The 24016-nt window shown below is 59.7% G+C and carries 26 protein-coding genes; 6 read left to right on the forward strand and 20 right to left on the reverse strand.

Annotated features, from left to right (window positions below; genetic code table 11):
* Position 1: 1 nt before the first annotated feature.
* Positions 2 to 1087, reverse strand: a complete 1086-nt coding sequence (zapE, locus tag LC094_RS07095; RefSeq protein WP_226551135.1) for a cell division protein ZapE — start codon at positions 1085 to 1087, stop codon at positions 2 to 4.
* 111 nt (positions 1088 to 1198) lie between these two features.
* Here zapE and LC094_RS07100 point away from each other — a divergent pair, with 111 nt between their 5' ends.
* Complete coding sequence (locus LC094_RS07100; protein WP_226551136.1) at positions 1199 to 2452, forward strand: MFS transporter; 1254 nt, start codon at positions 1199 to 1201, stop codon at positions 2450 to 2452.
* On the opposite strand, the gene LC094_RS07105 is transcribed toward LC094_RS07100, so the two are convergent.
* The 3 genes from LC094_RS07105 to mbfA are packed head-to-tail and all read right to left on the reverse strand — an operon-like array spanning position 2444 to position 4540.
* The gene (locus LC094_RS07105) at positions 2444 to 3064 is read right to left on the reverse strand and encodes an HAD family hydrolase (RefSeq protein ID WP_226551137.1); all 621 of its coding nucleotides are present in this window, start codon (positions 3062 to 3064) and stop codon (positions 2444 to 2446) included. The genes LC094_RS07100 and LC094_RS07105 overlap by 9 nt on opposite strands.
* Positions 3061 to 3519: a YaiI/YqxD family protein gene (locus LC094_RS07110; RefSeq protein ID WP_226551138.1), complete on the reverse strand. Its 459-nt coding sequence runs from the start codon at positions 3517 to 3519 to the stop codon at positions 3061 to 3063. Before LC094_RS07110 ends, LC094_RS07105 begins: the two co-directional genes overlap by 4 nt.
* A gap of 43 nt (positions 3520 to 3562) precedes the next feature.
* A complete protein-coding gene (gene mbfA, locus LC094_RS07115) occupies positions 3563 to 4540 on the reverse strand; it encodes an iron exporter MbfA (protein WP_226551139.1) in 978 nt (325 codons plus the stop codon).
* 262 nt (positions 4541 to 4802) lie between these two features.
* On the opposite strand from mbfA, the gene LC094_RS07120 reads away from it, so the two are divergent.
* The 3 genes from LC094_RS07120 to LC094_RS07130 all read left to right on the forward strand — a co-directional run bounded on the left by LC094_RS07120 (position 4803) and on the right by LC094_RS07130 (position 6373).
* Positions 4803 to 5426, forward strand: coding sequence for a TetR/AcrR family transcriptional regulator (locus tag LC094_RS07120; RefSeq protein WP_226551140.1), 624 nt, complete (start codon positions 4803 to 4805; stop codon positions 5424 to 5426).
* Positions 5423 to 5725, forward strand: coding sequence for an I78 family peptidase inhibitor (locus LC094_RS07125; RefSeq protein ID WP_226551142.1), 303 nt, complete (start codon positions 5423 to 5425; stop codon positions 5723 to 5725). The genes LC094_RS07120 and LC094_RS07125 overlap by 4 nt, the downstream gene beginning before the upstream one ends.
* 291 nt (positions 5726 to 6016) lie before the next feature.
* Positions 6017 to 6373 carry a DUF2794 domain-containing protein gene (locus LC094_RS07130; RefSeq protein ID WP_226551144.1) on the forward strand — a complete coding sequence of 119 codons (357 nt, stop codon included), beginning with the start codon at positions 6017 to 6019 and terminating at the stop codon, positions 6371 to 6373.
* Between the two features lie 8 nt (positions 6374 to 6381).
* On the opposite strand, the gene LC094_RS07135 is transcribed toward LC094_RS07130, so the two are convergent.
* From LC094_RS07135 to LC094_RS07145, 3 genes are all read right to left on the reverse strand, one after another.
* Entirely contained in the window at positions 6382 to 7209 is an 828-nt protein-coding gene (locus LC094_RS07135; RefSeq protein ID WP_226551146.1) for a C40 family peptidase, read from the reverse strand.
* Positions 7206 to 8588, reverse strand: coding sequence for a leucyl aminopeptidase family protein (locus LC094_RS07140; protein WP_226551147.1), 1383 nt, complete (start codon positions 8586 to 8588; stop codon positions 7206 to 7208). The genes LC094_RS07135 and LC094_RS07140 overlap by 4 nt, the downstream gene beginning before the upstream one ends.
* A gap of 111 nt (positions 8589 to 8699) precedes the next feature.
* On the reverse strand, positions 8700 to 9044 hold the full coding sequence (locus tag LC094_RS07145) for a hypothetical protein (RefSeq protein WP_226551148.1): 345 nt from the start codon (positions 9042 to 9044) through the stop codon (positions 8700 to 8702).
* 199 nt (positions 9045 to 9243) lie between these two features.
* Between LC094_RS07145 and LC094_RS07150 the strand changes: the two genes are divergently transcribed.
* A complete protein-coding gene (locus LC094_RS07150; RefSeq protein WP_219783519.1) occupies positions 9244 to 9891 on the forward strand; it encodes a carbonic anhydrase in 648 nt (215 codons plus the stop codon).
* Positions 9892 to 9920: 29 nt separating this feature from the next.
* On the opposite strand, the gene LC094_RS07155 is transcribed toward LC094_RS07150, so the two are convergent.
* The 6 genes from LC094_RS07155 to LC094_RS07180 form a co-directional block, all read right to left on the reverse strand.
* Entirely contained in the window at positions 9921 to 10226 is a 306-nt protein-coding gene (locus tag LC094_RS07155; RefSeq protein WP_226551149.1) for a hypothetical protein, read from the reverse strand.
* A 34-nt stretch (positions 10227 to 10260) separates the two neighbouring features.
* Entirely contained in the window at positions 10261 to 10485 is a 225-nt protein-coding gene (locus tag LC094_RS07160) for a hypothetical protein (protein ID WP_226551150.1), read from the reverse strand.
* Between the two features lie 375 nt (positions 10486 to 10860).
* The gene (locus LC094_RS07165; protein ID WP_226551151.1) at positions 10861 to 12513 is read right to left on the reverse strand and encodes a DUF4139 domain-containing protein; all 1653 of its coding nucleotides are present in this window, start codon (positions 12511 to 12513) and stop codon (positions 10861 to 10863) included.
* Positions 12514 to 12636: 123 nt separating this feature from the next.
* Positions 12637 to 12849, reverse strand: coding sequence for a hypothetical protein (locus LC094_RS07170; RefSeq protein ID WP_226551152.1), 213 nt, complete (start codon positions 12847 to 12849; stop codon positions 12637 to 12639).
* Positions 12850 to 13183: 334 nt separating this feature from the next.
* Positions 13184 to 14206: an aspartate-semialdehyde dehydrogenase gene (locus LC094_RS07175; RefSeq protein ID WP_226551154.1), complete on the reverse strand. Its 1023-nt coding sequence runs from the start codon at positions 14204 to 14206 to the stop codon at positions 13184 to 13186.
* A 71-nt stretch (positions 14207 to 14277) separates the two neighbouring features.
* Positions 14278 to 15417 carry a capsular polysaccharide export protein, LipB/KpsS family gene (locus tag LC094_RS07180; RefSeq protein WP_226551155.1) on the reverse strand — a complete coding sequence of 380 codons (1140 nt, stop codon included), beginning with the start codon at positions 15415 to 15417 and terminating at the stop codon, positions 14278 to 14280.
* 445 nt (positions 15418 to 15862) lie between these two features.
* Here LC094_RS07180 and LC094_RS07185 point away from each other — a divergent pair, with 445 nt between their 5' ends.
* Positions 15863 to 16120, forward strand: a complete 258-nt coding sequence (locus LC094_RS07185; protein ID WP_226551156.1) for a hypothetical protein — start codon at positions 15863 to 15865, stop codon at positions 16118 to 16120.
* A 69-nt stretch (positions 16121 to 16189) separates the two neighbouring features.
* Here the strand turns inward: LC094_RS07185 and LC094_RS07190 are convergent, their stop codons facing one another.
* The 7 genes from LC094_RS07190 to LC094_RS07220 form a co-directional block, all read right to left on the reverse strand.
* The gene (locus tag LC094_RS07190) at positions 16190 to 16894 is read right to left on the reverse strand and encodes a YjbF family lipoprotein (RefSeq protein WP_226551157.1); all 705 of its coding nucleotides are present in this window, start codon (positions 16892 to 16894) and stop codon (positions 16190 to 16192) included.
* Positions 16895 to 16899: 5 nt separating this feature from the next.
* Complete coding sequence (locus LC094_RS07195; RefSeq protein WP_226551158.1) at positions 16900 to 19041, reverse strand: YjbH domain-containing protein; 2142 nt, start codon at positions 19039 to 19041, stop codon at positions 16900 to 16902.
* Between the two features lie 106 nt (positions 19042 to 19147).
* A complete protein-coding gene (locus LC094_RS07200; protein WP_226551159.1) occupies positions 19148 to 21031 on the reverse strand; it encodes a polysaccharide biosynthesis protein in 1884 nt (627 codons plus the stop codon).
* Positions 21032 to 21157: 126 nt separating this feature from the next.
* Entirely contained in the window at positions 21158 to 21775 is a 618-nt protein-coding gene (locus LC094_RS07205) for a sugar transferase (RefSeq protein WP_226551160.1), read from the reverse strand.
* Positions 21772 to 22659 (reverse strand): NAD-dependent epimerase/dehydratase family protein, encoded by an 888-nt coding sequence (locus tag LC094_RS07210; protein ID WP_226551161.1) that lies wholly within the window; start codon positions 22657 to 22659, stop codon positions 21772 to 21774. Before LC094_RS07210 ends, LC094_RS07205 begins: the two co-directional genes overlap by 4 nt.
* A 92-nt stretch (positions 22660 to 22751) precedes the next feature.
* Positions 22752 to 23588, reverse strand: a complete 837-nt coding sequence (locus tag LC094_RS21550; protein WP_264186403.1) for a TonB family protein — start codon at positions 23586 to 23588, stop codon at positions 22752 to 22754.
* Entirely contained in the window at positions 23588 to 24016 is a 429-nt protein-coding gene (locus LC094_RS07220) for an ExbD/TolR family protein (protein WP_226551162.1), read from the reverse strand. Before LC094_RS07220 ends, LC094_RS21550 begins: the two co-directional genes overlap by 1 nt.

The raw sequence follows: 24016 nt of genomic DNA on the forward strand, positions 1-24016 counted from the left end.
CTTAGGACTTACTCTCCTCCCCCCAATCCTTGTCTTGCATCTCCCGAAGGCGCGACGCTGTGCGTTCAAACTCAAACGCCCCTGCGCCTTCGATATAGAGCCGCTCCGGCTCATCGACGGCGGTGCAAACCGTGCGGACCTTGGCCTCATAAAGCGCGTCAATCAGCGTGACGAACCGCTTCGCCTCGTTGAAATTGCCCCGGGTCAGACGCGGGATGTCCTCGAGGATCAAAAGTTTGACCGCATCGGCGATCACCAGATAGTCCCCCGGCCCGAACATCTGGCCGCAAAGATCCCAGAATGTCGCCCGCGCGATACCGTTGTGAAACTTCGGCAGGATCACATCGCGGCCTTTGACCTTCAGCGTCAGGCTCTCCGTCGCACCGCCGGTCAGGTCGTTCCAAATATCATCAATCGTCGCACGCACATCGCCCGTCACCGGGTGGAAATACACCGGCGTCCCCGTCAGGCGCCCCTGTCGATAATCCACCGGCGAGTGCAGGTGATGCACCTCGAGTTTTTGTTTCAAAATCTCGATGAAGGGCAGGAAAAGCTGTCGGTTCAGCCCGTCCTTATAGAGATCGTCCGGCACCCGGTTCGAGGTGGTCACGACGGTCACGCCATTGGCAAACAGCCCCTCGAACAGCCGCCCCACGATCATCGCATCGGCGATGTCCGTGATCTGCATCTCATCAAAGCACAAGAGTTTGATCTCATGCGAAATTTTATCGACCACGGGCGCGATGGCATCCGAGGTTCCCGCCTTGCGCGCGGCCTCGATCCCGGCTTGCACCTCTTGCATGAAGGCATGGAAATGCACGCGGCGCGCGGGCACGGGAGAGTGTTCATAGAACAGGTCCATCAGCATGGATTTGCCACGCCCGACCCCGCCCCAAAGGTAGAGACCGCGCGCAGCTTCGGGCTTTTTGCGACCACCGATCAAGGACAAAAGCCCCTTTTTCGTCGGCAGGTTCGCAAGATCAGAGCGCACCCGCTCCAACAGCGGCAAGACCGCCTCTTGCGCCGGATCGGCGCGCAGCGTGCCTTCGGCCACACGGGCCGCGTAAATGTCCATCAGCGTTGTCATGCCCCGTTCCTACTGCGCCCCAACGCATAAGGAAAGATGATGCGCACCATCTCGATCATTCGATTGACGCCAAGCGCAAATTTGCCGAAACCTGTGGCAAAGGAGACCAAGATGTCCCAAACACGCACGCCCCTCATCACGCCCGTCCTTATCGCCGGCTGTGTCGTCATCGTCATCAGCTTTGCGATCCGCGCGTCTTTCGGCGTGTTTCAGATCCCGATTGCAACAGAGTTCAACTGGCCCCGCGCCGAGTTCTCTCTGGCGATTGCGATCCAGAACCTGTTTTGGGGCATCGGCCAGCCGATTTTCGGTGCTTTGGCCGAGCGCATCGGGGATCGCAAGGCGATCATTCTGGGCGCTGTGACCTATGCCACAGGGCTTGTTTTGTCGTCTATGGCGGTCTCCCCACAGGCGCATCAATTCTACGAAACCCTCGTGGGCTTCGGCATCGCGGGCACCGGTTTTGGCGTGATTTTGGCCGTCGTGGGCCGGGCGTCCTCCGATGAAAACCGCTCGATGTCTTTGGCCATCGCCACCGCCGCCGGGTCCGCCGGTCAGGTGTTTGGTGCGCCTCTGGCCGAGTGGCTGTTGAGCTTCATGTCTTGGCAGAATGTGTTCCTGCTCTTCGCCGCCTCCGTTCTGGCGTCTCTCGCCGTCCTGCCGATGATGCGCAGCCCGGATATCGCCAGCAAAGCCGAGCTGGAAGAAAGCCTGGGCGCCATTCTGGGCAAGGCCTTTCGTGACCCGACCTACACGCTGATTTTCTTGGGCTTCTTCTCCTGCGGCTATCAGCTCGCCTTCATCACCGCGCATTTCCCGGCGCTGGTGACCGAGATGTGCGGCGCGATTGATCCTTCGGGCACTTTGGCCTCTCTGGGCGTGTCGACGACCTCTGCTCTGGGGGCGATCTCGATTTCGCTCATTGGGCTGGCGAATATCGGTGGTACGCTTTTGGCGGGTTGGCTCGGCAATCGGTTTTCCAAGAAATACCTGCTCGCGGGGATTTACCTCGGCCGCACTCTGGCCGCCGCAGCATTTATCGCCCTGCCGATCACCCCCACATCGGTGCTGATTTTCTCCGTCGTCATGGGCGCCTTGTGGCTCGCCACAGTGCCGCTGACCTCGGGACTCGTCGCGCATATCTACGGGTTGCGCTACATGGGTACGCTCTACGGGATCGTGTTCTTTTCCCACCAGTTGGGCGCATTTTTGGGCGTGTGGCTCGGCGGGCGGCTATACGATCTCTACGGCGACTATACCATGGTCTGGTGGGTCGGGGTCGGCATCGGAGCGTTCTCTGCCATCGTGCATTTGCCGGTCAAGGAAATCCCCTTGGGCCAACGTGCAGAGCGCGCGTTAAGCTAAGTCTTCCGCCGTCAAAAGCCCCTCAGAGATCAGCCGTTCGGCCCAGCCCTCCGGCCCCTCGAACAGATGCGTTTGCCATCCGCGCGAGGCGGCCATGTCGATGTTGTCCTGCCGATCGTCCGTGAACAACAGGCGCTCCGGCGCGATTTTACAATCGGCCTCGACCATCTCATAGATCATGGAATGCGGTTTAACACAGCCCATCCGGCCAGAGACATAGCGCCGGTCGAAGTCCGTCAGGAACGGGTACTGCGTTTCAGCGAATTCAAAACTTTCGATGCCGAAATTTGTCAGGGCAAACACCGGTACGCCCTTGGCACGCAAAGCCCGCAGAATCTTGACTGAGGCGGGGATCGCAGGCGTCGCCATTTTGATCCAGTCGAAATACCACATCAGGATTTCGTCTTTGAAGTCAGGATATTGCGCGGCACAGGCCTCGACTGTTTTGCGGAAGTCATGGCCCTGATCGACAAGATCGTTCATCGCATGAAGATCGACCGTCTCGAACATCGCCTTACGCCGCGCTTCGCCGATCACCGCATCGTAATGCCGCTCCGGCTGCCATTCGATCAACACGTTGCCGATGTCGAAAATCACCGCCTCTATGGTCATGTCGCATCCCTTTTGGCGCCCTGCACAGCGCGCTCCAAAGCGTCGAGAAAACGCGAACGATCCGCCTTCGAGAACGGCTTGCCGCCGCCTTGGCGAAACGGGTCCGCCGCGCGCAGGTCATACATCAAATCCCGCGTCGCCAAAGCATGGCCAATGTTGGACGGCGTGAACGCCTCGCCATCGTGTTTGAGCGTCCGCGCCCCGGCCTCAACCGTTTTCGCGGCCAGAGGAATGTCGCCGGTGACAACCACATCGCCGCGCCCCGCCCGTTCCGCGATCCACATGTCGGCAATGTCCGGCCCATCGGGCACAAAGATCATCTCGACATAGGGATTTTGTGACGGACGCAGCCCGCCGTTACAGACGAACAGACATTGGATTTGATGCCGCGTGGCGACTTTCTCCACCTCGGCTTTCACGGGGCAGGCATCGGCATCGACATAAATCTTGGTCACGGGGTCCGTCTTTGGCTGGCTTTTTCTTGGCAAAAATACTCAATCAGCCTCCGCCAATGAGCACCCCCGCAGCGAACACCAGTGCGCCGCCGAACACAACCTGAAATGCCGCACGCATGAAGGGCGTGTTCATGTATTTCTTTTGAATCCAGGCAATCGACCACAGCTCAATGAAAACCACCGCCATGGCGATGAAGGTCGCGGTCCAGAAATGCGGGATCAGATAGGGCAGCGCGTGCCCCAAGCCCCCCAAAGTCGTCATCACGCCAGAGGCAATGCCGCGTTTCATCGGCGAGCCACGGCCCGACAGCTCGCCATCGTCCGAGGCGGCCTCTGTGAAGCCCATGGAAATCCCGGCACCCACGGAGGCGGCCAAGCCCACGAGGAAGGTTGTGTGCGTGTCCTGCGTCGCAAACGCCGTTGCAAAGATCGGCGCGAGGGTAGACACCGAGCCATCCATCAGCCCCGCAAGACCCGGTTGCACCCAGGTCAGAACGAATTGACGATGCGCAGTCTTTTCCTCTTCGCTGCGGGTCTCATCGGTGAGGTGTTCGTCCTCCAACTCGCCAGCGCGCCGGTCATGCCCGGCCTCCGCCGCCGCCAACCGACCGAGGAGCGCGCGCGTGTCGGCGTCCTGTGTGCGCTCCGCCGCTTTGCGGTAAAAGGCCTCGGCGCCCTGCTCCATCGCATGGGCCTCTTCGCGGATACGCTCAAGGCCAAGGTTGCCGATCAGCCAGACGGGGTTCCGCGTGTAATAGCCCGCGACATGTTCGCGGCGAATAAGCGGGATCACATCTCCGAACCGGCGTTTGTGTAGGGAGATGAGTGCCTCCCGATGCCCGTCTTCCTCTTCGGCCATGCCGTCGAAAATCTTGGCGCTGTCCGGGAAGTCCGTGCGCAGGTGCTCGGCATATTGGCGGTAAATGCGCGCGTCGTCTTCCTCCGAGGAAATCGCCAACGCGATGATTTCCTGCTCGCTGAGGTCCGAGAAGCGTTTTCGATTGGCGATGGCCGGGAACATGAGTGCCTCCGATTTAGAATGGTTCTAAATTAGACATCCCTTGCGTCTTCTGCAACTGCAATTGCGTCCAACAAACGCGAAATTCTGCACTTGCACAACTAAACTGATCAGTTTACTTTCAGCAAAGACCCTCGCGGTCGATATCGACATCCCTGTCGAGCACTGGGCGGGCCTATAAACGTAGGTCTGCCTTTTTTATGGCCTTTTCACTGGCTATGATCAGGACGAACGCACTAAGATTGCGCCATAGAGAGAGCAAATTATGGCACACAGCAGCCTTATACTCAAAAAAGGACGCAAATTCGATCAGGTCATCGAAGGGGCCCGCACCGTGTTTCTACGCGATGGTTATGAGGGCGCCTCGGTCGATGACATCGCGCGCGAGGCGGGCGTGTCGAAAGCAACGCTCTATAGCTATTTCCCCGACAAACGCGTGTTGTTTCTGGAAATCGCAGCGCTGGAAACCAGACGACAAGCCGACGCCCACGAAGAACGGCTGGATGTCACCGATCCGCCAGAAATCGTTCTGCCGTCCGCCGGGCGCAAAATTCTCGATTTCGTTTTGTCGGACATCGGCATCGCCGTGTTTCGCATCGCCGTCGCCGAAAGCGCGCGTTTTCCCGAGATCGGCCAGAAATTCTACGACAGCGGGCCGGGTCTGCTGAAAGAGAGATTGTCGCAATATCTTGCCAGTTGGTGCGCCCAAGGCGTTCTCACCATTGACGATCCCGAGCTGGCCGCCGAACAATTCGCCGAACTGTGCAAGGTGCACCTGTTTCATGCTCACCTCTTCCAAGGTCGCACCGACGTGGACGAGGCGGAACGGGGCAGGATCATCGACAGCGCCGTTGCTCTATTTCTGGCCCGATATGGAACCCGATCATGATCAAGACTCCTCTGCGACTTCTCGCTCTCTCTCTTTGCGCCCTGACGGCTTGCAACGAGGAGGCCCCTGCCGCCGGCGAACGTGACCCCGCCCTGCCGAAACCCAGCGACCTGAGCTGCGCCATGGATTTGGTGACGCCGCTGGTCGGGGAATTGCCCGAGGCTCTCGAGACACTCGACATCCCTGACCCCGTCCGGGTGCTCCGCCCCGGCATGGCCATGACACAGGATTATCGCCCCGACAGGACCAACATTGAAATCGGTCCCGACGGTCGCATTGTCCGCACGTGGTGCGGCTAAGATCACGCCGACATATTTCAGACAAAGGAAAAGCCGAGACAGTGATTCTGTCTCGGCCTTACAAGTTGGTTTAGAGCGAGATCCCCGGCGCCGCGAACTGGGTGGGGGCTGTTAAACCGCGACACCGGGGCAAAGCGTTCTCGCTCTGACATCTGTTTTGCCTGTTGATCCGGGCCAAATGAGGAACCAAGAAAGAAAAAACATGGGCCATTTTGTGCCTGAAATAAGGCGACATTCACGATGTGGTGGAGTTTTCTTGATTTACCGCACGATTGGCCCCACTCTTAAGACATGACCATACAAACGCCGACGCCCTTTCCGGGCCAACCGCACAGCCCCCAAGCCCCTGAAAAGGTCGTTTTCGACCGCCACGAGCTTGGCGCGATCATGGGCATTTATGGACGCATGGTGGCCGCTGGCGAATGGCGCGATTACGGCATGTCCTTTCTTAAAGACGTCGCCGTGTTCGCCGTGTTTCGCCGCACTGCCGAACATCCTTTATACAGCATCGAAAAGCGCCCGAAACTGCGTGGCAAACAGGGGATGTACGCTGTGATCGGCATGGATGGGCAGATCCTCAAGCGCGGCGCGGATTTGCGCACCGTGTTGCGGGTCTTCGACCGGAAACTCATTCGCCCGGTCGACTAGAGCCGGTTTCAAAGCCTGCGATGTGCCGTCACGCCCCCATCGCCCTGTGCCGCAATTCGGGCAATTGCGCGCGCAATCGGCTCGTAAGCCACCGCCATATGATGCGCGTTGGCGTGGATCAGAACCTCGTGGTCCACACAAAGCGCCACATGGCCTTTCCAGAACAAAAGATCACCACGCTGATAACCGCCTGAGGCCTCGCCCCCGAGGCTTTGCTGCAGATCACTGTCGCCCGGACAGGCAATGCCACAGGCCAAAAGCCCCGCCTGCACCAGCCCCGAACAATCAATCCCGAACGCAGAATTTCCACCCCAAAGATAGGGCGTGCCAAAGAACAGCTGCGCGATGGTCACCGGGTCGGTGAAAGGCCGCTCGATGGGGCGGATATGGGGTTTGGGGACGAAAGCTGTCTCCGTACCGTCTCCATAGGCGACTTCCATGAATTTGTGGCGCTCATCAACGACCCGAATGCGGGCGCCAAACGACAGGCTGGTGCGCTCTTCGGCTTTGAACGAATCGGTCGGGTAGAGATGCGTCGCACGCACCGAAATCAGATGCGTTGCCGTCTGATCCGGGCCAAGCATGCTCTCCTCAACATAGCCGACATAGCCATCCCGCGTCGCGACACCAAAGGCCCAGCCCTCGTGTCGCTCCAGCACATCGAAGGCCTCTCCCCAAAGCAATTGCCGGTCGCGTTTGCCTGCGGGACTGGCGCGCAAATCTGCGAGAGGGGAGGAAATCGTCGCACGTTCAGGCGTCACGACAGTCTGCCCCGCATGGGCAAATCCATCCAGGGCCACACGCGTGTTGGCGGGGGTCAGGCGACGGTCACTCATAGCTTCAACAGCTCCGGAAGCGCCGCAAGAATGGCGCGTGCCCCCTGCCCTACGCCGCCTTTTGATCGCGCCGGTTTGGCGGAGGGGTTCCAACCGTAGATGTCGAAATGCATGTAGCGCGGCGTCTCCGTCACAAAGCGGCGCAGGAACAAGGCGGCGGTGATCGCGCCAGCCATACCGCCCGAGGGCGCATTGTCGAGATCGGCAATCCCCGGCTCGATCATCGTCTCATAGGGGTCCCAATAGGGCAATTGCCAGACCGGATCGGCCACCGTCATCGCGGCCCGTGAGAGCACCTTGGCGTCCGTGTCGTCGGTTGCAAAAAACGGCGGAATATCGGGGCCAAGCGCCACCCGCGCCGCGCCCGTCAACGTCGCCATGGAGATCACCAGATCGCTCGGGCTTTCATCGGCCAGCGCCAGAGCATCGGCCAGCACCAATCGCCCTTCAGCATCGGTGTTGTTGATCTCGACCGTCAGGCCTTTGCGTGAGGTCAGGATGTCTTGCGGGCGGAAGGCGGAGCCATCGACGGCATTTTCCACCGCCGGGATCAGCACGCGCAGTTGCAGCGGCAGCTCCAGCGCCATGATCATTTTCGCCAGCCCCAGAACCGTGGCTGCACCGCCCATGTCCTTTTTCATCAGACCCATGGAGGCGCCCGGTTTGAGGTTCAGCCCGCCCGTGTCGAAACACACGCCTTTGCCTACGAGCGTCAGCACCGGGCCAGACGTGCCCCAGCGCATGTCGATCAACCGCGGCGCGCGCGGCGAGGCGCGGCCCACCGCGTGAATCATGGGGAAATTCTGCGCCAAAAGATCGGCGCCGGTGATGACGGACATCTCCGCCGCATGGTCTTTTGCCAGTGTGACAGCGGCAGCTTCCAGCTCCGCAGGCCCCATATCGTTGGCGGGCGTGTTGATCAGATCGCGAGTGAGGGCTTCGCCCGCGGCTATGGCCTCGAGCCGCGCGACATCGGCCCCTTCGGGAGCTACGAGCTCAGCATCGGGTGCAGATTTCTTGGCATATTTATCAAAGACATAGCCCGCAAAGAGCCAGCCAAGAAGCTGTTCCTCCAGCGCCGCCCCCGTGAGGGTCGTTTCCAGGTGATAGACGCCTTTGGGCAGAGATTTTCGCACAGCTCCCAAAGCGAACCGCCCGCGCAAACGATCCTGGTCAGAGCCAAGCCCCGCCACAGCGCCCGCAATGCCCGATGCGCCCGGATAAGTGCAAACACTTCCCGAAGAGGCGGTAAATCCCTGCGCCCTGATCCAATCGGCCTGCGCCGGGTCGAGACCGGCCAGCGTGTCGTCGAGCTGGTCGGGCGTGATCAGATGGAGCGGAAGAGAAGCACTGCCGGAGACGGCAAAGGAAAGTGGCATCGAATAGGGCCTTTCTTGAGGATTGCCCCAAGATTAGCCCATCCGATGCCACCTGCAAGCTGGTTCACAGCACCTTTTGGCGCCACGTGAACCAATTCTTTTTGATCGACCTTAAAGCGAGGCGCCCTGAAGGTCCCAAACCGCCAAAAGGGAGTTTTCCCCGATCCGCATGAGACGCGCAACACAGGCCGCCAAAGCCGTGCTGTCCTCCGCCAGTGCGAGCGTTTTCACATCCTCGGCCACCTTCGCAAAGGTGACCATGCCGATCTGTTCCGAAATGGCGATCATCGACCGTGCAGCCCGCTGCATCTCTTCGAAATCACCTTTCTTATAGCTGCTTTCGACTTTGGACAGCCGAACCGCCAGCTCCTCCATCGCTCGGGACACAACGCCGTCCGCGCCGGACGTCCCAAGCTGATCATAAAGCTGATCCAAACGGTCTCGATCAACCTTCACAGACCCATCAGGTCGCAACCTTGCCACCACCATATCAATACCCCAATTTTTCATGCGCCCCACGCGCTATGTGTCGACTTTGACCGATCAGCCTCAAGAAAAGGTTTAATCGGAATAGGTTTTTCACTCGAATTCCTCGAAAACTCTCATTACATTCGCCGCGATTATCCCTGACCTCCACAAAGTGAGTTCCGCAGCGATGAAATACGCAAAACCTCTCCCGAACTATATGGTGCAACGCTATCAAGGTTGGAAAGCCACCACGTTTTCCGAAAACAAGTCCTGGTATCGTCGTTTGGCCGATGAGGGACAGCGTCCCCGGGCGTTCATCATTTCCTGCTGCGACTCGCGTGTTCATGTGACATCCATTTTCGGCGCGGATCAGGGCGAATTCTTCATTCACCGCAATATCGCCAACCTCGTGCCGCCCTTCACGGACGACGGCGACCACCACGGGACATCCGCGGCGGTGGAATATGCCGTCACCGCACTGAAGGTCGCTCATATCGTCGTGCTCGGGCACTCCAACTGTGGCGGTGTGCAGGGCTGTTACGACATGTGTTCAGGCAATGCGCCGGAGCTTGAGGAAAAGTCCTCCTTTGTCGGTCGCTGGATGGACATCCTCCGCCCAGGTTACGAACGCGTCCTGCAAATTCCGGAAGATCAGCGCAAACGCGCCCTCGAGAAAGAATCCATTCTCGTCTCGCTCGAAAACCTGATGTCCTTCCCCTTTGTCCGCGAGGCCGTCGAGAAGGGCGATCTCACCCTTCACGGGCTCTGGACGGATATTGGCGAGGGTGATTTGCATCAGTACGATCCCGAAACGAAGTCGTTCTTGCCCGTTTGACCTACCGGTCTGAGGACGTCAGACGATCTTTAAGCAACCAGGCGCAGGACGTTTTCAACGGCGTCCTCTGCCGACACGGCGTGCTCTTCGGTCAGAATGAGCGGCGTATTGGCGACATCTTCCATGCGCGGTGCATCGATCATGGCGCCGGAGGTGACAGAGGCCGAGCGCACGAACATCGGTTTGCTCACCTGCGTGATGATGTGATGGCTGCTGGGCCGGGCCGTTGCGACGGGGTCATCCAGCTCTTCGGGAAAGAACATCACGGCCCCGCTTTGATGCAGGTTCAGCGCGATGATGCGGCCTTGGCGGGCTTTTGCGAGATAGTCGGTCATGAGTTTGTCCTTTCAAATGTCGTTATGATCGCGCTCAGGCGGCTTGGGCGAGGTGCGACACGCGCGCGCCAAGGTCTGGGCGATAATCCGGTTCGGAATGGTAACCGCCGAGCAAGATGACGTTCGAACGCCGTGCTTCGCGGGTCAGATTGTGGTTGGCCGGGCGGCCTGCGGCATCGGCGGCCGGCACGTCCCAGTTGAAAAGGAGCCCACCTTTGGCCTCGACAGGTTGACCTGCGGTTCTCATTAGCTTGATCATGTTTCCGTCCTTTCGTCGCGCATCGTTCCAAACCCCCGGAACCCTTGAGATCATGGGAACACGGGCGGTCGATTGGCGGAAATGGAGCATGGAAACAATTTGAGACATTTGCGATTTTTCCCGCAGATGCACAAACAATATGTCTTAAGAGTCAAAGAGATAACGCCCCGTTAAGAGGCGGATTTCAAAAGTTAAAATTCTCTTCATCGTTTAAATTTTGGTTAACTTGTCTTGAGACCCGTGACGGTGATCTGACCCTCCTGCGGCAGCTTTGTGACAGGCTTAACATGGCCTTAAAATTTCCGAATCGCGGGGGCCCGGATGCGATCCGGACTCCCGCATAAAGTGTACATCACAGCAGACAGATGGCCGCGCTCATTGCAGCATCTTGCCTTCCGGCCAGCGCAGGTTTTCGCTCAGGCTGATCTCTTGGCTATCGCCCGCCTCAAGGTCGAAATGCCACGCGAGCACGCCACGCTGGTCATCCATGTCCTCAACATCCGGCTCGGGAGACGCCGACCAGTCCACTTTCAACGCGTCCTGCACAGACACGGAGACGCGGTCCACAACCTCGATTGGCCAGCTCCGTGCCGTCAAGTTCGCGACCTCGATCCGCCATTCCGTCTCCATTTCGTTAGATTTCGAAATTACCCCTCGGTCGCCTTCGTTCTCGGTCAGCAAAACACGCTTGACGGTCACGCCATCCATCGGTCCGAAAGACAGCTCCGCCTCGGCGCCATCGACCAACGTATCGAAGGCCGCTTCGCCAATGCTCACCCCGTCGCGGATCAACTGCACCGGACCGGGCACCAGCATCTCGCCGGTCTCATTGGTGAAGCGCGTCATGAGATAGCCGACCTCCTCATGCAGCGGCACGGCGCGCACGAAAATCTCCGGCGACAGATCGGCGGTGGACAGAGCGAATTCCACCGCATCCTCGCCCGAATAGAGCGTCGCAGGCGTCGGGTAGCTATAGGTCTGGCTGAGGCCGGAAAGGGTGGTGTTCATCTTCTGCACCATCGCGGGCGATTCCATCACCGGCTCGGCATAGCCCTCCACCATCGCCGTATCCGCCATATTCCGCATCAGCGGCTCGACCGGGCGCGGGTCATAGACACGGCGGATCAGCGGATAGACCTCACTCGGGAAACTGCGGCGGGTCGGATCGTCCGTGGCAAAGGTCAGCGCGACATCGGTCCAAGGCTCGCCGGTGTCTTGCATGGCGACGACCGAACGCGTGAGCGACAGGGTGCTGTCCTCCGTGTTCAGGCGTGCAGCGTACCGCGGCTGCCAGGCGGCCTCATTGGACATGTAGGTAAAGCTGATCTCGACATCGCCGGCCTGCTCCATGGTCACCGGCAGGGTGATGGAGATGCGGTTTTCATCGGAAGGCACCAAAAGCTCGAGCGCCTTCGTGGCCTCCGCCAGCTCTGTCTCAAGGTCCTCCATGGCCTCTTCTGCGGCCTTGGCGCGACGCTCCGCGTCCTGCTGCGCAAGGCGGGCGGCAAGGGATTCTTCGCGGATCATCCGCGCGGTGGCCGCGCTTTGCTCCGCATCGCTTCCGTCAGACAGCCGTGCGAGATAAGCGAGCGTGTCCTTGGCGGCCTCGGCCTCGAACCCGATCTGCGCAATCTGTGCGCGCCGGTCGTCGATCTCACCCTCCAGCTTCTCGACACGCGCCAAGGCGGCTTTCTCCGCCTCTGACCGAATGAGCAGCGCCTTGGAGATGTCTTCGAGGCCGTAAGCCACTGGGCCAAGCTCGCCCCCTTCGACACGGATCTGCATGTTCCGCGCAATCTCCTCGTAGGAATGACGGGTCGGAATGTCGGCAAAGACGATTTCGTGCTGACCTTCGGGCAGAGAGACGGTCGCATCGCGCGTGATCATCGCACCTGCGGGATAGAGCGTCGCCTCGGTCACAAGGCTGCGCGCCTCAAAGCGCTCCGCATAGGCGGGCAGCGTGATCAAGGCGCTCCCTGCGAGACAGGTGAGGGTCAGAATGGAGCGCGTGGTAAAATTCGGGAACATGATTTCCTCCTTAAAGGTCGGAGGAAAGGTCCAATGCGGGGCCGACCTGCGCAAGGGGAATTCGGGCCCCGGCTGCCCCTGACTTCCCCTGCGGCGAAACCTCGCCGATCCCCCGGCCTCTGGTCAGGCCACAGTCTTGGTTTCGGGGCGGTAGCCGTCCTGAAACTTCTCATGGAAGGTCTTGCACAGATCCTCACGGGTGAGCTGTGGCGCGGGTTTGGCCAATTCCTCTGCCCAATCCCCCAGACGGTCGGCTGAGCGCTCGGATGCCCCCACGTCCGTTGTTTTGATGTCGTGATGACGCATCGCGCCGAGATCGATTTTCACTCGAAACATCACCCTACCCCTTCGTTGCATGGCTCTGCTGTCAGGCCGAGAGTAAACATAGCAGCGCCACAGTTGCGCCGCGCGGATGAATAAAGTTTAAAGTTAATGCCGTCTCGCGCCCTGAGGGGGCCGCGGAATTTCCCTAAATTTCAGGATATTGCACGTTTAAAAATCAAAGTTTTTCGCGTGGTTTCGCGGCTCTTGCGACCTGCCCTTTTGGGCAAATGCGGCAGCAAAGCGGCCAGTTCGCCGCGACATGGCCCGATAAAGGCGAATCGTCCAACAAAAAAGGGCGCCCGCAAGCGCCCTTTCGTTAAGAGTTTCGTAAGCTTGTTTGAGCGTCTCAGCCCTTTTTGAGCACCCGACGGCCCAGCAGTTCCGCGATCTGCACCGCGTTCAGAGCCGCACCTTTGCGCAGGTTGTCGGAGACACACCAGAGGTTCAGACCGTTCTCGATGGTGACGTCCTGACGGATGCGGGAAATGAAGGTCGCGAAGTCGCCGACGCATTCGACCGGGGTCACGTAACCGCCGTTTTCACGCTTGTCGACCACGAGAATGCCCGGCGCGGTGCGCAGGATTTCGCGGGCTTCGTCCTCATCGAGGAACTCTTCGAATTCGATGTTGATCGACTCGGAGTGACCGACAAAAACCGGCACGCGGACGCAGGTCGCGGTGACCTTGATCGAGGAGTCGACGATCTTCTTCGTCTCGGCGATCATCTTCCACTCTTCTTTCGTGTCGCCCGAGTCCATGAAGACGTCGATATGCGGGATCACGTTGAAGGCGATCTGTTTGGTGAATTTCGACGGAGCCACTTCCTGACCCGGGACATACATGCCCTTGGTCTGGTCCCAAAGCTCGTCGATGCCTTCTTTGCCCGCGCCCGACACGGACTGGTAGGTAGAGACGACGACGCGTTTGATTTTCGCACGGTCATGCAGCGGCTTCAGCGCCACAACCATCTGCGCGGTGGAACAGTTCGGGTTCGCGATGATGTTTTTGTTGGAATACATCTCGATCGCGTCCGGGTTCACTTCCGGCACGATCAGCGGGATTTCCGGATCGTAGCGATACAAAGACGAGTTGTCGATCACGACACAGCCTGCCGCCGCCGCTTTCGGGGCGTAGGTTTTCGTGGCGTCGGAGCCGACCGCAAAGAGAGCCATGTCCCAACCTGCGAAATCGAAGGTATCGAGATCCTTGGTGGTCAGGGTCTTGTCGCCAAAGCTCACTTCGGTGCCGAGAGATTTGCGCGACGCGAGTGCGGCGATCTCATCAACAGGAAACTCGCGTTCAGCGAGGATGTTCAGCATTTCGCGGCCCACATTGCCCGTGGCGCCCACGACGACGACTTTATAGCCCATTTGGGTCTCCTCATCAGTCTTAGGGTGACTGGCGCGGACCCTTACTAGAAAGGGGCTTTGGAGAAAAGCGTTTAATGTGAGATCGCCTGACGCGCGGCGTGAATGCACGCCTTTGCGGCAGTTTCATCGACCGTGACACGGCCATCCTCGCCGATCGACACTTTCGGGAAATGCACCTCATCAAGATAATTCATGAAAGCCGCGCGCAAGGCAGGGTCAAAGTTGAGCGATTCTGCCTCTGACAGGGTGTCTTGCAGCGCGTCGATGCCCTCCACCACATGCACGAGCCCCGACTGGGCAAAGAAGGCCTCGCCCAGAGTGATCACAGGCTTGTCGTAGAAAAATGCCTGCAGCCCGACCGAGGAATTGATGGTCAGAACGGCGCGGCTGGCGCGGACCTGATCAAAGGTGTCGGTGTCATTGTCGATGCGGATGCGATGGACAGAGGTCTCGACGGCGCGGGTAAGCGCATCGGCCAGAGAAATCTTGGCGGAGGGGTGTTCCTTGATCCGAATGTGCCAGCCCTCGGGCAGAGAGGGCGCCGCCAGAGCCAGCATGTCGATCATGTTTTCGACCGAGCGCACCCAGCCGGAAAACAGGGTGATCTGGCTGTCATTGGGCACTTGCAGCGGCACGAAGATGAAATTCTCCTGCGCCAAATCCGCACCGGATTTTTGCCCCACGTCAGAGCGCCTTGAGGCCCGCGCCGTCAGCGTGTCACCCAACGCCCGCCAGCCCTCGCCCTGCCGATCCGCGCGTCCGGCGGCCCAGGCGGCGTAGAACCGTGGATCGCGCGGCAGAGAGCCAAGCGCGTTGACGCCCGTGTGGTCCAACTGCATCCGGCCCGGAAAGGGCGCCAGTTCGGCGAAAAGTGTCGGCACGCCCGCATCGCGCGCGCCCTCCATGAACAGCCGCCGCGAGCCGGTGACACCGTTCCAGCACATCGCAATCGTGTCCGGGTGACGCAGGAAATAGCGGCGCGCTCCGTTGTATTGCAGCCTTAGAAGCAATCGCTTGAGACCGCGTCCCATAGCACCTTTGGGCTGTCTTTTGGCCACGGTCAGCGCGCGTTCGACACGTTCCAATGTTTCCGGAAAATCACGCGAAGACCAAGGGATCGTCCAAAGCACACGGGCGCCCCCGTCGAGCTGCGCCACGGAGGACATGAAGCTGTCTTTTTTCTTCGAAAACCCCTTGAGATAGGTGATCACCACAGCGCGCCCTTATCGTTTTCTTTATCGCTTACACATATTGCGGCCCACAGTTTCGTGATCCGCACCACCTCTATCGATCTAAGCCTGCGGCACGATTTCGACAAGCGATGACAGAAATCTAAAAGCTCGGGGCTGACGAAAGACACGAAACGCGATGGGCCCTTTCATCTGATTTAGGGGGAGAATCTTCATCGAATGTGTTGTGCGCGCCCGCCTTCGAGGAAAAAATTCCTTATCTTTCCATACATTATAAGCAAAAAAATGCCGAAACCGACTGCACACTTCAGTATGTGACGCCAAATAGCCACGTTTCATCGAAAACCCCCTGCGCCATTGCCCCCCATACAACTTAAAAGGTTTTCAGCCCGAAACACATATGCGAGATTGAGTGTGAACTTGGCCAGAAAGGTCGAGTCCATCGTCGTAATGGAGATACTTAAAGATGAAAAAAGTTGTCCTCGCTTCTGCGCTCGCTCTTGCGACCGCTTCTGCCTCTTTCGCTGGCGGCTATGAAGAGCCGATGATCGACGCCCCCGTCCTTGTTCAAGACGGCTCCAGCTCCTCTGCTGGTTCCATGGGCGGCAACGCGCTCCTGCTTCTGCTCGGCGCGGCTGCGATCGCTCTGGCGCTCGATTCCGGTTCCTCTGATGGCACCAGTTCCTCTGGTGGCAACAACGGCGGCAACCAGCAGCAAAACTAAGCCTTGGCTGACATACTGATGTCTTAAAACGGCGGCTCATCAGCCGCCGTTTTCATTTTGAAGTCCCGTTCACCATCTCACCCGGCGCAACACAAGCTGGCCATTCTCGACACCGGCCCATTGCACGGATTGAACCATACGGCCCTGCGCGTCGATCCAGTAGGTGTTGGTGAATTTGAACGCGTCTTTGCGACAGGTTTCCCGCATGACACGCGTCGAGGTCGAAATCACCCCGCTCTCCACCGTCTGCGTTTCGCCCGGAACGATGGAACAGCTCAGGATCAAGCGGCTGGTGCGATCCTGCCCGTCGAGAAAGCGGTAGGTCTTCTGAACAGTGCCCGCCTGACGCGCGGCGATCAGCCCGGCGGCGCCGCCATCTTCGACAGACATCAGATCGTTGCCAAAGCCCCGCGTCGCGGTCAGCATCGGCCGATCCAGACTCATACTCACGACATCGCGCGTCACCCAAGTCGTCACACGAGCATTCTGCCCGTAGATCGAGGCCATCCCATAGGCGCCGGTCTTTTCGCGCAGCACGAACATCAGAGGCGCGCCCTCGAATTCTCTGAGCGCATTGGCGATCATGACATTCGGATCACCCGGACCGGTGGCGGAGGCGTTCCGGCCAAAGGCCGATTTGATCAGCGTGCCCACCTCATCCAGAGTTGCCTTTGTGCGGTCGGTGGCGACATCGTTGCCACAGGCCGACAGCGCCATCCCCGACACCAGCAGAAGCCCCAAAACAGCTTTGCGCAAACGCGCGGCAGTCAACATATCTCTCATCTCCAGAACCGGCCCCACCGATCCTCGACCTCGGCCTGACCCGCATCGCGCACGCGGTCATAGAGGCGACCGGAGAGATCGAGCCGCGCGCCGCCATCACGAGACAGCGAATTGAGATTGAGGTCACGGGTCTCTGCGGTCGGGGTGCCGATGAACCAATCCACCGGCATGGAAATCCGGATGCCCTTGTCAAAGGAGCCTTCGCCGAAATCCTCAAAAGGCACATCGGTCAGTGTCGCATAGGCCCCAACACGCCAGCCGTTGTTGAATTCGCGATCGAGCGTCAGCGTTGCGCCCCAGTCCTCGGCCAGATAGCGACCGACATCGAGTTGGCCGTGGAAACCGTTGCCGAAATCCATATAGCCGGAGACATGGCCAGTCACCACGTCATAGTCCTGAAAGCCGAACAGGTCGTCGTAATCGCGCTGCTGGACATAGGCCACCTCGGCCCCGATGGCATAGGCATTTTCCGGCTTTTTCCAAAGCACCTCACCAGCGACACCGCCGAACATCCGCTCAAGATAGCCCACGGAGACACGCGTGAACACATTCTCCGCCGGATGCGCATACCAGTTGGCGGCCAGAGAATTCAGCTGGAACTGATTGGAATATTGCGCTGCATTCGAACGCACTGGCGGCAGGGCATCGTCGTCGCTGTGGGACTCCAAGTCATCAACGTTGCCCGTTAGTTTCAGCGACGCGGTGCTGGTCAGCGACAGCCCCGGCGCGACTTCATAGGACAGATTGCCCCGCAGACCCAAATCGGCGCGGATCGGGCTATCCGGATCGAACAGCGTGGCGCTCAGATAGGGGCTCACACTCCAGTTGAAATCCGGATAGACGCCTTCGGCACGCACCATCGGATCAGAGGGCAAAGCGCGCGGATCTACAAACTGCGTGACAGCGAGCATTTCGCCGGCGGGTTCGAATTCGAGCTGTTCGATGGCCCGGCGCGGGATCACGGTGGATTGCACCGGCATGCCCTGGACCACTTCGGTGAAGACAAAGGTTTCGACCGACGGCGGGAAGGCCCGCGTCGCAATCCGTGACAGACGCCCAAGCGCCTGAGCATGCGCCGGATAACGGGTGTTGCGGAATTCGATCTCAGCCCGGGTGGCGGTCAAGGACATCGCCTCAAGCGTCAGCCCCTCTTTGGCCATCGCCCCGGCAAGCGCCTTGCGAATGCCCGGCGCATCGCGCCCGTCCTCGATCCAGGCCCCCGACCAGCCCAAGGCATCGGCAGAGCGGCTCGGGCGTTGTTTGACCGGCAGCGGCGCGGTTTCAATCCCGCCCGCATAGGCCGGGTTGTTCGGATTGAGATGGCCGCTGATGCCGAAGCCGAAGGTGTCGCCATACATATACGCCATGGTCATCGAGATATTCGGATGGATCGCGTAGGACAGCCCGACGTTGTAGGGCGAGGCATGGTCGAGAATGCCGCGCTCGGTCTCTGCGACATAGGCGTCAGAGGAATATTCGGCCAAAAGCGTCAGCTTGTCGGTGAGGGCATAGCTCAAGCCGCCAAAGGTGCCCACAGGGCCACGGAACCATTGCCCGGAATTCAACGTGCCGCCGGTTTCGACCACCGTTTCGTCGCGCTCGCCGAAAGACAGGCCAAGGGAGTTCTCGGAGGCCAACCGCCCCCAGCCAAGGCCGCCCGTGACTTTCAGCCGCTCGCCGATGGATTTCGTCGCAACGATATATTCGCTGCTCAAAAGACCCGTACCAATGAAGTCGCGCAGACCCACGGCGATGGCGGGGCGAAGCGCGCCCTCATCGACAATCTGATAGGACAGATCGAAGGTCCGGTCCCAATAGATGTCAAACTCATCGGTCAGATCGTCCGTGCCGGTATAGCTAAAGCTTCCGCTCAGTTTCGGCGTGATCTGGAAGGTCAGCGTCGAGCGCCGCATCGGGCCGAAACGGTTGTGCGACAGGCTCAATTGACCATCCGGCGCCACTTCGGCCGTGGGCATATCGAGCAGGCCGGGGTTGCCATAAAAGCCGTAATGCGTGTCCGTGGCATTCTGGGCCATGGCAGCCTGACCATGGAACACAGCCAGAGACCCGACCACGACGACACTCAGGCCAAACCCTTGCGCCGCGTCCCGATGTGCCGCTCGTGTCCTCTTTACCATTGCTCGGTTCCCCACCGCTTTCTTGTTTTGAGGCAGACTAAAGCGTTTCACATGAAAACTGAACACAGATTTCCAGAAATCGCGGGCCGCGCGGCTGTTGTGGGCCTTATGCCTCGCGCTGCACTTGCGGCGCCGGGTATCCGCCCAGTCGATCGGTCACAATCGTGCGCAGCATCTCGGCGTTGCCACCCTCAATCGCGGCTTGGATTTCGCGCAGCATTCCAGCAACTTCGATCTGGCTCAGCATGGCTTCCTCAGCGCGGAGAATTTTGGCATGCGGAGTTTTGCGAAGATTGTCGAGCGTGACAAACAGTTCTTCGCACAGCTTCTCGCCGGGGCGCAGGCCGGTGATCTGGATCTCGATATCGCCTTCGCCGGTCGCGGGGTTGAACACCCTGCGCCCGGAGAGCTGGATCAGCCTCCGCGCCAGATTCATGATTTTCTGCGGCTCGCCCATGTCGAGCACAAAGACATCGCCGCCCTCGGCATAGGCCCCGGCCAAAAGCACCAGACGAGAGGCCTCGGACACGGTCATGAAGTAGCGGCGCACATCGGGATGCGTCACGGTGACCGGACCGCCCGCCTCGATCTGGGACTGGAACAGCGGCAAGACCGACCCCGAAGAGCCCAACACATTGCCGAAACGGACCATGGCGAATTTGGTGTTCGGCGCGCGGGTCTGGATGTCCTGGATCACCAGTTCCGCGATCCGCTTGGTCGCGCCCATCACGCTGCTGGGACGCACGGCCTTATCCGTGGAAACCAGAATAAAGCGTTCGATGTCCTCTTCTACCGCAACCTCGGCAAGCGTTTTCGTCCCGATGACATTGTTGCGCGCGCCCTCGATTTCGTTGCCCTCGACGAGAGGCAAATGTTTGTAGGCGGCGGCATGGATGACGATCTCAACCCCCTCGCCGCGCATCACATGTCGCAGACGATTGGCATTGGTGACAGAGCCGAGGCAGGCCTTGATCGGAGTATTGTGCCGGGCCGCCCACTCCCGCAGATCGTTGTCCACGGTGTAGAGGTTGAATTCGCTATGCTCGAAAAGCACAATTTTCGCAGGTCGGCAGTTCAACAATTGTCGACAGAGTTCAGAGCCGATGGAGCCCCCGGCCCCGGTGACCATAACGACACGTCCGGCATAGCTTTTGGCGACCTCGGGGGTTTCCAGATCGACCTTGCCGCGCCCCAGAACCTCATGCGGCTCCACAGTACGCAGCCTGGCGCTGCCGCGGTCGGCCAGAAGGTCGATGAAAGACGGCAAGATTTGTACTTCGATTTCAGTGCGCTCACACATCTCGACGATGGCATTGCGGCGCTGTCGTGCCGTGTCCGGCAGCGCGATCATCAATTTGGCAATGGAGTTGCGGAACACTTCGCCGACAAAATCCGAGGGCGAAAGCACCGGAATGCCTCCGATCTCCATGCCGTGCATTGTCGGATTGTCGTCAAAAAACGCCACGACGCGCATGTCCACGCTCTGGCTGAGCGCCGAAGCAAGCTGAACCCCTGCAGCGCCCGCGCCAAAAATCGCGACGGCTTTCCGTTTGCGCATATGTTCGCGCAGATGCCCGAGAACGGCCACAGCAATGGCGCGCGCGCTGACCATGCCGGAAAAGGCAAAGGTGCCAAAGGTCAAAACCGTCTCAAAGACCTGTTCCCCGTGAAGCACCAGAAGGGTCACGAAAAGAGTCACCGCCAAGGCAAAACTGGCCCGCGCGATATTCAGAACGTCGGTCGAATTGAGCATCACCAGTTTGATGCGATGCAAGCGCAGCCCAAACACCAGAGCCGTCCCCGTCAGCAAGACGACCGGATAGGCCCAAAGCGTTGCAGCCGGCCATTGCACAAGTTTCGTGCCTTGCAGGAAAAGATTGGTGATGGACAGGGCCAAGGCGATGATCGCGACGTCCGCAACCAAAAGCGTTGCCCGCACAAGCTTATAGGGCAAGGAGGTCAGCCCAACGATCAGCATTTTCTTGTACAAAGCCAACTCGCTCTAAAAGTGTAATCCCACCCCTTACGCCATTAACCCTAAAATATGCGTGAACGGGAAGTCCAGCCAAAGAGTTCGCTTTCTACGAAAGTTTAGAGAGAGTCGGCAGAACCACGCTCAGTTTCTCAGTTTGCGAAGAGCTCCCAGCACGGTCTTCAGCATAATTCCCATATCAAAACAAAGATTTGAATTTTCCTGATAGATCAAATCCAGACGTGCTTTTCGGGGCACACAGTGAACGCTATAGACATGATCCGTCTCCTCCGCACTCTGACACGGCGCCAAAAGCCGCGTCTCATGTTCGTGAAAAACCAGTGAGGCAAGTCCGGTCACGCCCGGTCGACTGCGCAAAACCGGCACATAAACCTCAGGAAACTTTTCAACGTAAAGGCGAAGAGGCGGACGCGGTCCGACAAAGGACATATCGCCTTTCAGGATGTTCCAAAGCTGTGGCAACTCATCCAGACGCGTGCGCCGCAGCATGGCACCGGTGCGGGTAATTCGGTGATCCTTATTGCCGCCAGACACGCCATGATCGGCGGCATTCACCGTCATGGTGCGAAATTTGATCAACTGAAAGGCCCGCTCCGGGGTCTGCATCCGTTCGGATCGAAACAGGATCGGGTGCCCATCGCGCAACAGCACAAGCGCGGCAATGACGATCATCACCGGCAAAAGAAACGTCCCGATCAGCAACGCAAAGAAGATATCAAAGAGGCGCTTCCCGAGTGTCATTTCCGTTCCAGACAGCTTTGCCAGTCGTCTATGATGTCCTCCGACGAGGCGTCGAGGTCAACCCCCGGACACAACTTTGCCAAAGCGGTACAATCGAGCGTGATGTTCTGATGGCCGGGATCGGTCTGTGGCCTCGCCTGCCACGGAACCTGCGCCGCCTCGAGCAGGGCGTTCATCTCGACGGGACGTGTTCCCGCCAGATTGAGACAGGCGGGCAAACGCCCCTCACAATCTGCCAATGTTTTGAGAACATTCAGTAATTTTTGAGGCCCGATATAGGACCGTCGCGGTCCGGCGCCATCCGGAAAAACGTCCAACGCCAAAGGCACATCCCCATCCGCACGCGCCATGGCATTGCCAATCAACATATCCGCCCCCGCGACATTGCCAATCCGAAGCGCGCAAATGTCGAGCCCTTCTTCTGCCGCACGTCGCAGAGCAAGCGCCTCCATCGCGACCTTCGCAGCGCCATAGGCATTGACCGGGTCATGCGGATCGGTTTCGCGAAAGGGACGCCCCTTTCCCGCGCCATAGACGGCAGAGGAAGAGGCGACAAGGACACGCGGGATACCCGCCTGCGCGGCCGCCGTGATGGCCTGATCGACAAGGGTCACATTGGCCTGCATCGCCTCAGGGTCGCGCTTATCCCCCGCCTGCGCCGCACCGCTAAAGACCAAGACCGCGCGAAAGGGCACCTTTCGGTGCGCCGCGATGAGGGGCGCGGGATAGGCAAAATCGGACCAGACGAAACCTTGCGCCGCCGCAGGGACCTCATCGCGGAACTGCCAGACCATCCGGGGATCTTGCGATGCAGGCTCAGCGCCACGCAGCAGCCGGCCGATACGACCGGAGGCTCCAAGGAACGCGAGGCGGGTCTCAAGCATGAAAGGCACTCCCAATTCGGCATGCCCCTCATGCTAACCCGTTTAGAACCAACCTGAAATCAGAGATTTCAACGACACATTCACCTGACGGCTCAGCCGTCAAACCGCATCGGCAACATGAGATTGAAGACCGAGTCCGTCAATTCCGCAGGGGCCGCCGGAAGTCTGGCGCTGCGCACTGCCGCGATGGCCGCATTGTCCAACGCCGCATTGCCCGAGCTTTTCGAAACGCTGACGCTTTGCACGGCCCCGCTATGAGCCACTTTGATCAACAAGGTCACGGTGCCGGAGCCGCCCCCGCGCGGTGCGCGTTTTCGGCGTTCAATGCGGGAGCGCACGACGGACTGCCATTTGCTCAGCGCCGATTGCCGCGCGGCTTTCGACAGACCTGCCGCCTGTGCGCTCTGCGCCTGCCCGGCCTGCGCTCCGCCACCACTGCCCGCGGCACGGGTCGCGTTGCTCGTGCGCTCGCTGCCTGCGCGCGCCTGCTGGGTTGTCTCTGCGGGCTGGGCCTTGGGCGGCTCAGCCGGTTTCGGAGGTTCTGGCGGTTTCGGCGGCGGTGGCGTGGTCGGCACCTCAGGCTCGGCAAAGCTCTCTGTCGTCTGCTGTGGCTGCATCGGCAGCGGCAGTGCCTTTTGCGACGGGGCCAGGTCGATTTCCGGCAGGTCCAATTGGGGTTGCTCCGGCATCACCGGCGCCTCGGGACGCGGCATGTCGAGCTGTTCGACGGGCTGCTCGATAGGTTGTTCCCACCGCTCCACCATCGCCGCCAAAGCCACATCAGAGGCCTGAAGCGTCAGATGCGCCTCGCCACCCGCACCAGCCGCCTCGGCCCCTGTGGAATTGTCCGCAAGGCTGACGGCCGCCACGGCCAAATGCGCCCCCACGGCCAGCCCCACAAATACGGTTCCTGTGAGAAGTCGTTTCATCAGGCGCCTCCCCCTTGGCTGGTGACCAGTTCAACCTGCGAAAAGCCGAGCGCCGAGAGTTTCGGCAAAAGCGCCGCGACATCTTTGGCGGGCACCTCGCGGTCCGCATGAAGAGCAATGCTTGGCCCCGCGCTGCCGTCACAGCCGCCATCGGCACAGAGCTTCACGCGCTCGATTTCCAAGGCATGGAGCGCCTCTTCCGTGCCCTGCGCCTCTTGAAACGCCAATAGACCATCGCGCCCGAGGAACAGCGGCAAAGCGGCCTCGACCTCGGCTTCGACACCCGCGTCGGGCAGTTCGACCTCGATGGGCGCAGGTGGCGCGATCTGGGCGGTCATCAGGAAAAAGATCAGCAAAAGAAAGACCACGTTGATCATCGGAACAACGCTCTCGGCAGGCGCTTGGCGGGGCTTGTTGGAAAAATCCAT

This window comes from Celeribacter naphthalenivorans (assembly GCF_020524585.1).
Classification (GTDB): domain Bacteria; phylum Pseudomonadota; class Alphaproteobacteria; order Rhodobacterales; family Rhodobacteraceae; genus Celeribacter; species Celeribacter naphthalenivorans.